Here is a 12,338-nt window from a genome sequence, read left to right as displayed (position 1 = left end):
GATCAACAGCGGCGGACGTACTCGAACTCGAACGGCTGCCCGTTGATGCCACGGGCCGGTGGTGCCAGCCAGTTGGCGATCTTGCCGGGGGCCAGAACCGGCTTCATCAAGTGCTTGACGTACGTCTTGTCACCCTCGGTCGGAAGCCATTCGGCCCGATGCGCCTCGAATGTCTCGGCGCTGACGGGGTTCCCTTGCGGATCAAACGTATGGCCTGCGAAGATTCCCATCTTTCGATTGAATCGACGATTCGGCAATTTGATCTCGTAGTTGATGCCCTCGGCGCGAATGATCTTGTTCCAACGATCGACACCCCGTTGGTTGTCATCGACGTAGGCGTCTCGCAACACCTCGTTCATGGCATTCCTCATCGGTACCAGGCGCGTCTCGATCTTCCCGTCCTGCAACACGTCCATCTCGTAGTTTCCGCTGAGAGCCACGTGATCGTCGTACTTGTCTTCCTTGGCCCGCCCCTTCAGTCCCGCAGCGAAGTAGTCGGCCGCGTTCGAGGAGATCTCGCCGCCGAACAGATCTAGGCTGGACGAGTACCAGAAATTGACGTAGCGCTGGATCAGGTCAAGCTCGAATCCGCCTCCCGCGCGGGCGTCTTCGTTAGGGTCTTCCTTCATCAACTCGCACGCACGTTTCAGAACTCGCCCGATTCCGGTCTCTCCGACGAACATGTGATGAGCTTCTTCGGTCAGCATGAACCGTGTGGTTCGTGAGAGCGCATCGAACCCGCTCTCGGCGAGGGCCAGAAGTTGGTACTTCCCGTCACGATCGGTGAACATCGTGAACATGAAGAACGACAGCCAATCGTCGATCGGTTCGTTGAACGTGGTCAGGATTCGCGGTTTATCGAAGTCTCCCGAGCGACGCTCGAGGAGCTCCTCGGCTTCCTCCCGTCCGTCGCGACCGAAGTGGGCGTGCAGCAAGTAGACCATCGCCCAGAGGTGTCGTCCTTCCTCCACGTTGACCTGAAACAGATTGCGACAGTCATAGAGGCTCGGTGCCGTATCACTGAGAAGACGTTGCTGCTCGACGCTGGCCGGTTCGGTATCGCCCTGCGTCACGATGATCCGGCGAAGTGCGTTTCGAAACTCGCCGGGAACCTCCTGCCAAGCGGGGTCGCCGAAGCCATCCCCACACGGAACCCGGCGATCGGCCTCCGGCGGCGCAAGAAAGATTCCCCAGCGATAGTCCGGCATCTTCACGTAGTCGAAGTGCGCCCAACCCTTGGAGTCGACCGAAATCGCCGTCCGCAGATAGATATCGTCCGCCTGATAATCGGCGGGTCCGGCGTCCTGCCACCACTTCAGGTAGTTCGGCTGCCATTTCTCCAGTGCCCGCTGAAGTCGTCTGTTCTGTGAGAGATTGACGTTGTTTGGAATCTTCTCGAACAGTTGCATCAGGTCCTCCTGAAATCAAAGGTCGGACGGTCGGGTCTGCCGTAAAGCGTCAATGCGCCTTGTTTGCCCACCGCGTTGGGTCGCTGGAAGATCCAGTTCTGCCACGCGGAGAGACGTCCAAAGATCTTGGAATCGCAGTTCTCACTGCCCGGGAAACGAAGGCTGGCCTCCATTCCCGTCAGAGAATCCGGAGAGAGACTGGAACGTTCCTCGATGGCTAGTCGAACCTCGTCCTCGTAGTCGATGTCATCCGCAACCACAGTGACGAGCTCGGCCTCTTCCGTGTCGGCCGCGTCGTAGCTTCGTGATTTCGCCAGAAGCTTCTCTGCCTGCTGGGGCTTGCCGAGAAAGCGGACCACCATCCTCGTCGGCCCGTGAGACATCGGGTACGCGCCGGCATTCATTCGGTTCAGTGCGACGGCGACAGGACGATCCGGATCGTCGAGCATATACGTTCGATCGGACGCCAACGACAACTCGAACAGCGTGCCGCCAAAACAGGAACCCGGTTCGATCAACGTAAACAGCGATCGTGCGGTCAGGTCCATTCGGCGAAGGGTCCGCGCGATGAACAACCGGACCTCGTCAAGAAACCAGTCGTCTCCCGCATTCTCCAGGATGGCATCGTGGGCCAGCACATCCTCCAGGCTGCCCTGGCTCTGAATCAACACGAGACCGATGGAGGCCTCGTTCGCACGAAGGTCGCAAAGGGCGTCGTCAAATTCTCTGAATAATCTGAACAGCCACCAGGACGCTCCCAGCTCCTTCGCAGCAGCCGCATCGGCCGGAGCCGTTTGATCCGGACCCTTGATCTCGATTCGCGCGACCCGGCTCTCCCGATCGAGGTTGACCTCGAGCGTGGAGTAGATCAATCGGTCGTCCTCAATCGTCTTGTCCAGGGGTGTGAGCTCGATCCCCGAATCGCTCCGTGCCGGCGACGAACCGGCCAACTCTTCGGCGCGGGCCTGGACGAACTCATCAAACTTGCTTCGTGGGACGGTCGCGTCGATGAGTCCCCATTCGACGGCGCGTTTGCCCTTGACCCCCTCTGCGGTCGTGCAAAACACGTCGGCCAGGTCACGTCGCACCTTTCGTTTGTCGACGAGCCGAGTCAATCCGCCGGTCCCCGGCAAGACGCCCAACAGCGGAACCTCCGGAAGGCTAACCGCCGAGTTTCCATCGTCGATGAGCACGATGTCACCGCATGCGAGCGCAAGCTCGTAGCCACCTCCGGCGCAGGTGCCGTTGAGTGCGGCCAGAAAACGCTGACCGCTGTTGGCTTCCGCATCCTCAATGGAAAGGCGAGTCTCGTTGGTGAACTTGCAGAAGTTGACCTTGAATGCGTGGGTCGAGGAGCCCAGCATATGGATATTGGCGCCGGCGCAGAAGATTCGATCGAACCCACCGGTGACGATGACCGATCGAACTTCCGGATGCTCGAACCGTAGACGTTGGATCGAGTCCTGGAGTTCGATGTCGACTCCCAGATCGTACGAGTTGAGCTTTAACTCGTACCCGGGTCGCAGGGGGTGATCTTCCTGGACCGCCATCTTCAGGGTTGCGACGGCACCGTCGATCTCGAGCTTCCAGTGGTGGTATCGATCCGGGTGAGTTTCGAACGAGATTCGGGGTTCTGTTTCAGTTTCGGTTGTCACGGGATAGCCTCCGGCCGGGATTATACGTCACGCTCGGGGACTAGTCCCGCCCAGTGTGGCCCGGTTCTTCACGGAAGGGCTCAAAGCTCTAAAGGCGGCGACGGACCGGCCAACTCAGGAGCGATCCGGATAGAAACTCAGCAGGTACTGGTACTGAAGGATCGTGCTGTCGGTCACGAGTCTCCAACCGGCCTTCTCGAATTCCTGGATCACCGTCTCCCGCGACACCTTCTCCTCAATCGGTGGACCCAGAGGGAGGGATTCGGCGCGCCAGTCGACGACCACGACGCGACCGGATCGACTCATCGACTCCTTCAGTTTTTCCGCGTACGCAACGCGATTGTCGATGTGATGCCAAGTATTCAGGATCAGCGCGGCGTCGATCTCTCCCGCCGGTAGCTGAGGGTCGTCGGGGGCGGCCAGGATGGGGAACACCCGATCCGAGTTGGGGTAGTCGATTCGCGACGTGATGTGATCCAGAAACGCCGGATTGATGTCCACGGCGTAGACCGTTCCGTCGTCGCCGACCGCCGGCGCGAGGTATCGAACAAAGTAACCGGTTCCCGCCCCGATGTCCGCGACGGTATCCCCGTACTCGATGGCCATGAGACCCAGGATATGAATGCCCCCCTGCCAGTTCCAGCGTTCGGGATCCTCGAAGATCTCGACCCATTTCTGCACATCGGCCTCGGCGGAGGCCGTCTCCATCGGCGCCGAGTCTTGCCCGTAGGCCATGACCGGTACAATCATCAGACACAGGACGAGAGCACGCAGGAGCCACTGTTCTCGCCGCCAAATCCTGATCTTCATCGCCTACTCCTGAGACTCGAACGGGTCGTCCCGTCGCCGGATGGCCGACGGCGTTCCCGATATAGTACGCTGTCCCCCGGCGCCGCGCCCACTGCCGGGAACTACGAGTTTATGAGTCACTCCAGCGTCACTGTCGCACCCACCCCGTTCGTCCAGTTTCGCAACCTGGTCGAACTCGGCAAGCCACGCCTCTCGTTCCTGGTGGTGTTCACGGCGGGCACCGGCATCTGGTTGATGCCGGCCTCTCTGCCGGCGATGCCGACCTTGATCTTCCTGTTCTCGACCTCGGCGCTGGTGGCAGCCGCCAATACGCTGAACTGCTGGATCGAGCGGGACAACGACCGCAGGATGCAACGCACCTGCAATCGGCCGCTCCCGACCGGTCGCGTCGAACCGAGAACTGCACTGGCCGTCGGACTGAGCCTGGCGACGGTCAGCCTGACAGGCATTGCGCTTACCACGAACCTGTTGACCGCCGGCCTCGGCCTCCTGGCGTTCGTCTCGTACGCGTGGATCTACACACCCATGAAGCGGGTGACCCCCTGGGCGGTGCTGGTCGGTTCCCTGCCGGGGGCGCTGCCACCGCTGATGGGATCCACGGCCGTCGCAAACGAGATCACATGGGTCGGCATGTTTGCGTTCGGGATCTTGTTCATCTGGCAACTTCCGCACTTCATCGCGATCTCCCTCTACCTGCGTGACGATTTCGAGCGTGGCGAGATCCGTGTCTTGCCGTTGGTCTACGGTGAACGGGTGACTCGCTACGCAATTTTCGGCTCAACGATCTTGATGCTCCTCTGGAGTCTCTTGCCTCTCCTCGTTCCGTTCGGTGGCACCCCCTACCTCCTTAGTGCAGGGGTCATGGGGATCGGTTTTGTCGTTCTGGCCATTCCAAGCGAACGCACGGATTCGGCCCGCTGGGCTCGACGGGTTTTCCTCTACTCCCTCGTCTACCTCCCCGTCGTGTTGACGGCCCTGGTCGTCGATCTCATCTGAGGGGCTGAACAAAACCTTGTCTCACGGTGTCATTGCGCTCTCCGTCTGCGACCTGCACGTCCGTCGTGGTAAGCGACAGGTCATCGCGGGGCTGAGTCTCGAGATCCGCCGCGGCGAGGTCCTGGCACTGCTCGGACCCAACGGCTGCGGCAAGACGACCCTGTTTCACGTCTTGACGGGTCTGCTGCGCCCCGACTCCGGAGCGGTTACGCTGGCGGGAAATGATCTCAGAGCGCACGAGTCGACGTTCCTCGCGTCCACCGGGGTCGTCTTCCAGGACCCCGCGCTGGACAACCGCTTCACCGCGAAAGAGAACCTCCTGATGGCCGCCAGTCTCTACGGCATCCGGGGCGGCAGCGCGCGCAAGCGAGTCGACGGGCTACTGCGCGACGTCGGCCTCTCGGATCGCGCCGATGACATTGTCTCGACATTCTCGGGCGGTATGCGACGTCGTGTCGAGATAGCCCGCGCCCTGATCCATGAACCCCAATTCCTGCTCCTCGACGAACCAACGACCGGTCTTGACGAGGGTGCATTTCGCCGCGTCTGGTCCGATCTACTCGCGCTCCGTCAAAAACGAGACGTCACGATCCTGTACACGACCCATCGTGGCGATGAGGCCGAGCAGAGCGACCGCGTGGCCATCATGGATAAGGGCTCGATCATCGCGTGCGACTCTCCCGACAACCTGCGTGCATCCGTCCGCGGGGATCTTCTCTGGCTCGAAGCGGACGACCCCGAATCGGTCGGTCACCAACTCTCCGACGGACTGAAACTCGAATCACGGATCGTTGGCAACCGGCTCGCCCTGCGGCTCGACGAGGCGCATCGCTGGATTCCGAGAATCACGGAGACCCTGGAGGCGGGTTGCCTACGATCCGTCGAGATGAGACGGACGGGTCTGGCCGAAGTGTTTCTCGATCGCACCGGCCAACGGCTGGATATCGAGGAAGACCGTTGATGGAGCTACGAATCCAACTCGCGACCGTCGGTGTCCTATGGAGACGAGAGGTTCGCCTATTCTTTCGTCAGCGGTCCAGGGTGATCGGCGCCCTGGCCCCACCGCTTCTGTTGTGGCTCGCGATCGGCGCGGGGATCGCTCCGCGGTTCTCCCTGGGTAACGGCGAGGTGAACTACCTCGAATACCTCTACCCGGGGATTCTCATGATGCTGCTCCTCCAGGTCAGCATCTCGACAACGATGTCGGTCATCGAGGATCGCCGTGAGGGCTTCCTGCAAGGTGTCCTCGTCGCGCCGGGATCCCGCGGATCGATGGTCCTCGGTAAGTCCCTCGGTGCTGCCAGCGTTGCCGTCCTGCATGGCCTGATGTTCTTGGTCCTGGCACCATGGGCAGGATTCCCCCTCGGAAACATCGCGTGGCCCACGCTGCTGGCCGCCCTTTTGTCGTTGGCGCTTGCACTCACACTGACCGGCTTCGTGATCGCCTGGTGGCTCAATTCCGTCCAGGGATACCACGTCGTGATGAGCCTCGCGTTGTTCCCGTTGTGGATTGTTTCGGGGGCGATGTTTCCGACAGACGGGTTACACGCAGTCTTGCGCCCCGTCGTTCAGTTCAATCCGTTGACCTATGGCATGGCTGCCATCCGTCGTGGACTCTACGGAGCAGATCTTCCGGATAGTGTGGTTCTGGCGGGCCCCAATGCGCTGGTGGAATTGGCGGTCGTCATCGGGGCATCTCTCCTCCTCTTGACGCTCGCCTGGCGGATCGCGAATCGACGGCGGCTGCCTGCCTGACATGGGCGTGTTAGCATTTTGCGATGCGACGTCTTTCTGCGGTCTTTACCTTTCTCTTACTCCTGCTCGGTCTGGCGAGTCCCGCGCTGGCGCAAGAGCCCGGAATTCGCGTCGAGTCCCCTCGCCTCCATCTCAATCGGCTCCCCATGGAACTCGAGGTCATCGCGGACAATCCGACGGTGGCGGGTCTGCGGTACGAGCTGAACGACTCGGCGGGCTCCCGACTGGCCTCGGGCGTTCTGGACGACGACGGGCGGACAACGATCGAGATACCGAACGGACCCCCCGGGCGAGGAAAACTACGGCTGGTTTTGCCGGGATCGTCTGTGGACGCGATCGACGTTCCCGTCCGCGGAATCCCCGGCTGGCTGGCCCTGGTTCCGCCGGCCCTGGCCATCCTTCTGGCCCTGCTGTTCCGGCAGGTACTCCCGGCTCTCGCCATCGCCGTGTGGGTGGGTGCGACGATCGTCTATGGCGGCCCGCTTGTCGGCCTGCTGCGATGGATCGATCATTACGCGGTCAACGCGATTGTCGATCGCGACCACACGCGGGTGCTCCTGTTTTCGCTGCTGCTCGGCGGGATGGTCGGAGTGATGCTTCGGAGCGGTGGAACGAACGGACTGGTCGACTCGCTGCGTGGCTTCGCGACCAGCAGGCGACGCGGACAGCTGACGACCTGGGGCCTAGGGCTGTTCGTCTTCTTTGACGATTACGCCAATAGCCTGCTCGTCGGAAACACCATGCGCCCCGTCACCGACCGACTCCGCATCTCCCGCGAGAAGCTGGCGTTCCTGGTCGATTCCACGGCCGCGCCGGTCGCCAGTATCTTCCTCGTGTCAACCTGGATCGGGTTCGAGGTTTCGCTGATCGGTGACGCGCTGACCACGAGTGGTTCCGACCTGGATCCCTACGTCGTCTTCCTGAGGTCGCTCCCGTACAACTTCTATCCCGTTCTGGCCCTGGCCTTTGGATTGATGCTGTGCAGCACCGGACGCGACTTCGGTCCAATGCGCGAGGCGGAAAAGCGTGCCTTGTCGGGTCATGTTCTGCGCGAGGGCTCGACCCCGCTGGCAGACTTCGACCATGAAGACCTCAAACCGGTTGGCGACAAACCCCATCGCCTGTGGAATGCCGTGGTACCGGTCGCATCCGTATTGATCGTGACGTTCGTCTCGCTTTGGCTCTCCGGTCGCGCAGGCCTGATCGAAAATGGCGACCCCGACGGAACCCGCACATTGGGCGAACTCGGATGGCGCGGGCTGGGTAACGTCCTGGGGGCCGGCAGCTCCTACGACGCACTGCTCTACGCGTCGCTGTCGGGCTGCCTCGTCGCGATCGCCCTTCCGTGGGTCCAACGGATACTGTCGCTGGCTCAGGCCGTCGGTGCATGGATCGCCGGTGTCCGCGGGATGATGATGGCGTTTGTCATCCTCGCGTTGGCATGGTGTATCTCGGCGGTCTGTCAGGACCTACACGCCGCCGACTACATGGTGAACATCCTCTCTGATCGGCTGCATCCGGGTCTCCTCCCCGCAATCGTATTCATGATCGCCGCCGCGACCGCGTTCGCTACCGGTGCTGCGTGGGGCACCATGGGCATCCTGATCCCGCTGGCGGTCCCGTCCGCCTTCGCCCTCGCACAATCAGGCGGCTACAGCGTCGCCGGCGCCGAATCGATCCTGCTTGCGACCATCTCGTCGGTTCTCGCCGGGGCGATCTTCGGCGATCACTGCAGCCCGATCTCCGACACCACGGTCCTCTCGTCGATGGCGTCAGCTTGTGATCACGTCGACCACGTGCGAACACAGATGCCGTACGCGATGGTCGTCGCGGGCGTGGCCCTCGTCTTCGGTTACATCCCGGCCGGGCTGGGCTTCTCGCCATGGCTGTCGCTGATCGCATCAGCCCTTACGCTGTTCGGGATCCTTCGGCTTGTGGGTCGGCCGACGGGCACTCATGGTTAGGCCCTGCCACGTCGCGACCGGCCTCCTCGTCGTGATGTTGGGCGCCTCCGCGTCCGGCGCCGGAGATGTTCATCTCGAACCGCCGGAGGGTTGGCAGTTTCGCGCTTCACCCGACGTCGATGTTGTCGGTGACGAGATCGTCGTGCAGATCTCCAACATCGACCACGAGGCGGATGCTCTGCTGTACCGACGGGGCGTGCGGCAGCGGATAATCGATCTGCCCCATCGCAGCGACGGACTCGAGCTGTCCCCCGATGGCGGCATGCTGCTCGTCCGCCGTCCGGCCGGCGAGGGCGATTGCCATGGTGGGGGTGGATCGTTGTTGGGATCGGATGGAACCCTTCTCTGGGAGATCCAGGAGGACCTCTACCTCTCATTCGGCGCGGACGGGACATCGATCGTCGGCTGGCCTCGCGCCGGAGCGTGTCGATCCGGGACCCGCGTCACGATTCTGGGCCTGAACGGCAAACCCCGTCTCGAGCACGATGCCGGAGAACCGGTCTACGGAGTCACCGCGATTCGCGGCGGGTCCCGATTGGTGCTCTCGACGGCGGAGGCGCTGGTCGGCCTGGAGCGCTCCGCCGACGACCCGGCCACGCTCATCGAGGCGTGGCGCCGCCCGCATCGCTTTTCGACATCCGCATTGCGGGTCGTGGGACACGATCGATTCATCACCGAAGGACGGTTTGGGCGCTTCGACATCATCGACGGCGACGGTGGCGAGATCTTCGCCTACGACCCGATCTCGCTCGGCGGGGGGGATGCCGACAACCCGTGGGCCCTGAGAACCCCGGCGCAGGGTCTCGCCGGTGATGAACTCCTCCTCTTCGACGGGAGTTCTCTCGCTCATCGGATCGGAAGCGCCGGCGACCGACCGACTCCGGTCGATATCGACGCACGTCTTCCCGGCGACTTCGAACGGCGACCACGGTTGATCCGTGGCCATCTTGTTTTCGATCGTACGGACCGGGTCGTGGTCCGGCGGCTCGCTCCGCCGCGGGCCTCGCGGATCGAGGGCGAAAAACTGGAATAGAACGGTCTGCTAGACTCCTCGGATTCCAACACAGTGCTGGACGCTATCGATGAACGAGATTCGTATGCTTGGAATCCGCGCCGAGGACAAGAATCACTGGGAGCGTCGTTCACCCCTGACACCCGATCATATTGCGGAATTGGGTGAGCACTCCGATCTGCGGTTCGTCGTCCAGCCTTCGCCCCATCGCGCATTCCCGACCCTGGACTACACCCACGCCGGCGCGGAGATCCGACCCAGCGTGGAAGATTGTCGGATCGTCTTCGGGATCAAGGAGATCCCGGTCGATAAAATTGAAGACAACCGGGTCTACCTGTTTTTTTCCCACACGGCGAAGGGTCAATCCCACAACATGCCGCTCCTACGTCGGCTCCTGGAGTCCCGGTCAACACTGATCGACTACGAGTACATCGTTGACGAGCGTGAGAAGCGCCTGATTTTCTTCGGCCAGCATGCCGGATACGCGGGAATGATCAACTCGCTGTGGGCCCTCGGAAAACGTTTTGAATACGAAGGGCTCACGACCCCGTTCAGGGACATCCGATTGGCCCACGACTACTCCAACCTTGACGAGGCGACCCATCACATCTCCAGGGTCGGCGAGACGTTGCGACATAACGGATTGGAGATGTCCCAGCAACCGATCGTTTGCGGGTTTACCGGCCACGGAAACGTCTCGCGAGGTGCGCAAGAGGTATATGACCGACTACCCACGCTGGAAATCGCTCCGGAGGATCTGGCGACCCTGGTCACGAACGACCGGCTCTCCCGCAAGACCGTCCACAAGGTCGTCTTCGAGCGCAAACACCGTGTACGACGGAAGGAAGACGGTGGGTACGATGCCGACGAGTTCAGCGAACATCCGGATCGCTACGAGAGTCGGATGCCGGAATGGCTTCCGCACCTGACGATGCTGTGCCACGGTTCGTTCTGGAGCCCGGATCAACCACGGATCGTCTCGGTCGACGACGTCAAGTCGCTCTGGAGCGGCGACGCCCCATCGCTCCGGGTTATTGCCGACATCTCGTGCGATATCGGCGGGGGGATCGAGACGACCGTCGAGGCGACCGAACCCGGCGACCCGGTATTCGTCTACGACCCGGAAAACGGTGGGATCCGCCACGGAGTCGAGGGCCGGGGCCCCATCATGATGACGGTGGACAATCTGCCGTGTCAGCTCCCGGTCGAATCATCCCAGCACTTCGGCGACACGCTCGTACGATTCGTTCCCCTGCTCGCTCGCTGTGATTGGTCCCGTGCGTGGAGCGAACTGGAACTACCGACGAGTCTTCGCAATGCGATTATCACCCATCGGGGATCTCTGACGAAACCGTTCGCGTTTCTCGGCGAGTATCTGGACGCGTAATTTCGCGCCGGCGGAGTTTGATTGTGCGGAAGATCTTGATCCTCGGTGCCGGCCTCGTTAGCCGCCCCATCGTCCGTTACTTCCTGGATCTTGGTGACACCCGCGTCACCGTGGGATCGCTGTATGAACGGGATGCGAAGGCCCTGATCGACGGGCATCCGCTTGGTACCGGGCTCGCAGTCGATGTAACACGGGACGAGGAAGTGGTACCCCTGGTCGCAGACTGCGATCTCGTCGTGAGTCTTGTGCCCTTCGACTTTCACCCCCGAGTCGCCAGATTCGCCATCGATCACCATGTGCACCTCGTCACGGCCTCCTACCTCTCCGAGGGCATGCAGGCCCTCGATAACGCGGCTCGAGAGGCCGGGGTGATCGTCCTGAACGAGGTCGGACTGGACCCCGGACTGGACCACATGTCGGCTCTGCGCATCATCGATGACGCGCGCAAACGGGGAGGTCGCGTCGAAAAGTTCTCGAGTTGCACGGGCGGACTCCCGTCTCCCGAGGCCGCAGACAACCCGTGGAAGTACCGTTTCTCCTGGAGTCCTCGTGGCGCCTTGCTGGCAGGCCTCAACCCGGCTCGCTACCTGAAGAACGGCGAGGTCGTCGAGATTCCGGGGCCGGAGTTATTCAATCATCAAACGGACTACCCCGTGGAGGGCGTCGGCGATTTCGAGATGTACCCCAACCGAGACTCGATGCCCTACATCGAGAAGTACTCGCTCCGGGGCATCGATTCCATCCGTCGGGGCACCATCCGCTACCCCGGATGGTGCCGAGCGATGTTGGCGTTGGTCAAACTGGATCTGTTCCACCGAGAGTCACCGTGGCGCCGGGGTTCCACCTGGGCCTCGTGGACCTGCGAGACGCTCCCGGCGTCCAGCGCATCGCCACGCAATCGGGTCACGGAGTTCCTCGGCATCCCCGAACACGACGACATCCTGGATCGCATGGCGTGGGTCGGGCTGTTCGACGAGACACCACTCCCCGATGTTGACGGTTCGGGAGTTGACTTGTTGGCGAAGCTGTTCAACGACCGCATGTCCTACGAGCCGGAGCAGCGAGACATGGTCCTGATGCGACATGAGCTCGTCTGCCGTTTTCCCGACGGCAGCACGGAGACGACGGTGTCGATCCTCGAGAGCTATGGCGACCCGGACGGCGATTCTGCGACGTCTCGAACGGTATCCCTACCGGCCGCAATCGCTGCCAGAAATATTCTCGCCGGCGCCAAGATCGAACCGGGCGTCTGGATCCCCAATCAACCCGTGATCTACGAACCGATACTCGACGAGCTCGCCGGGTACGGGATTCGATTTTTCGAGAACACGACGCACGACTGACCATCGA

Annotated in this window: 10 protein-coding genes; 7 read left to right on the top strand and 3 right to left on the bottom strand. The window is 61.9% G+C overall.

The annotated features are described in order from the left end of the window. Nucleotides 1-2 precede the first annotated feature (2 nt). From boxB to OES25_09785, 3 genes are all read right to left on the bottom strand, one after another. The gene (boxB, locus tag OES25_09795; protein ID MDH3627934.1) at nucleotides 3-1,409 is read right to left on the bottom strand and encodes a benzoyl-CoA 2,3-epoxidase subunit BoxB; all 1,407 of its coding nucleotides are present in this window, start codon (nucleotides 1,407-1,409) and stop codon (nucleotides 3-5) included. Continuing rightward, a complete protein-coding gene (boxC, locus tag OES25_09790; GenBank protein MDH3627933.1) occupies nucleotides 1,409-3,064 on the bottom strand; it encodes a 2,3-epoxybenzoyl-CoA dihydrolase in 1,656 nt (551 codons plus the stop codon). Before boxC ends, boxB begins: the two co-directional genes overlap by 1 nt. Nucleotides 3,065-3,178: 114 nt before the next feature. After that, nucleotides 3,179-3,874 (bottom strand): methyltransferase domain-containing protein, encoded by a 696-nt coding sequence (locus OES25_09785; protein MDH3627932.1) that lies wholly within the window; start codon nucleotides 3,872-3,874, stop codon nucleotides 3,179-3,181. 111 nt (nucleotides 3,875-3,985) lie between these two features. Between OES25_09785 and cyoE the strand changes: the two genes are divergently transcribed. Genes cyoE through OES25_09750 form a run of 7 tightly spaced genes read left to right on the top strand, consistent with a single transcriptional unit; the run spans nucleotide 3,986 to nucleotide 12,331 of the window. Continuing rightward, entirely contained in the window at nucleotides 3,986-4,870 is an 885-nt protein-coding gene (cyoE, locus tag OES25_09780; GenBank protein MDH3627931.1) for a heme o synthase, read from the top strand. Between the two features lie 16 nt (nucleotides 4,871-4,886). Beyond that, nucleotides 4,887-5,831, top strand: coding sequence for an ABC transporter ATP-binding protein (locus OES25_09775; GenBank protein MDH3627930.1), 945 nt, complete (start codon nucleotides 4,887-4,889; stop codon nucleotides 5,829-5,831). After that, nucleotides 5,831-6,625: an ABC transporter permease gene (locus OES25_09770; protein ID MDH3627929.1), complete on the top strand. Its 795-nt coding sequence runs from the start codon at nucleotides 5,831-5,833 to the stop codon at nucleotides 6,623-6,625. Before OES25_09775 ends, OES25_09770 begins: the two co-directional genes overlap by 1 nt. 23 nt (nucleotides 6,626-6,648) lie before the next feature. Beyond that, nucleotides 6,649-8,589 carry a Na+/H+ antiporter NhaC family protein gene (locus OES25_09765; GenBank protein MDH3627928.1) on the top strand — a complete coding sequence of 647 codons (1,941 nt, stop codon included), beginning with the start codon at nucleotides 6,649-6,651 and terminating at the stop codon, nucleotides 8,587-8,589. Beyond that, entirely contained in the window at nucleotides 8,582-9,622 is a 1,041-nt protein-coding gene (locus OES25_09760) for a hypothetical protein (protein ID MDH3627927.1), read from the top strand. The genes OES25_09765 and OES25_09760 overlap by 8 nt, the downstream gene beginning before the upstream one ends. Nucleotides 9,623-9,671: 49 nt before the next feature. After that, nucleotides 9,672-10,988, top strand: a complete 1,317-nt coding sequence (locus tag OES25_09755) for a hypothetical protein (GenBank protein ID MDH3627926.1) — start codon at nucleotides 9,672-9,674, stop codon at nucleotides 10,986-10,988. A gap of 23 nt (nucleotides 10,989-11,011) precedes the next feature. Further along, nucleotides 11,012-12,331, top strand: a complete 1,320-nt coding sequence (locus OES25_09750; protein ID MDH3627925.1) for a saccharopine dehydrogenase NADP-binding domain-containing protein — start codon at nucleotides 11,012-11,014, stop codon at nucleotides 12,329-12,331. Nucleotides 12,332-12,338 lie beyond the last annotated feature (7 nt).

Source organism: Acidobacteriota bacterium, from assembly GCA_029861955.1.
GTDB lineage: Bacteria > Acidobacteriota > Polarisedimenticolia > Polarisedimenticolales > Polarisedimenticolaceae > JAOTYK01.
Note: the sequence above shows the minus strand (reverse complement) of the source record. Positions and strands in the feature narration are given on the sequence as shown.

Coding starts and splice junctions, on each gene's coding strand:
- OES25_09755 (MDH3627926.1), top strand. CDS start 9,672: ATGAACGAGATTCGTATGCTTGGAATCCGCGCCGAGGACAAGAATCAC.
- OES25_09785 (MDH3627932.1), bottom strand. CDS start 3,874: ATGAAGATCAGGATTTGGCGGCGAGAACAGTGGCTCCTGCGTGCTCTC.
- cyoE (MDH3627931.1), top strand. CDS start 3,986: ATGAGTCACTCCAGCGTCACTGTCGCACCCACCCCGTTCGTCCAGTTT.
- OES25_09765 (MDH3627928.1), top strand. CDS start 6,649: ATGCGACGTCTTTCTGCGGTCTTTACCTTTCTCTTACTCCTGCTCGGT.
- boxB (MDH3627934.1), bottom strand. CDS start 1,409: ATGCAACTGTTCGAGAAGATTCCAAACAACGTCAATCTCTCACAGAAC.
- OES25_09770 (MDH3627929.1), top strand. CDS start 5,831: ATGGAGCTACGAATCCAACTCGCGACCGTCGGTGTCCTATGGAGACGA.
- OES25_09760 (MDH3627927.1), top strand. CDS start 8,582: ATGGTTAGGCCCTGCCACGTCGCGACCGGCCTCCTCGTCGTGATGTTG.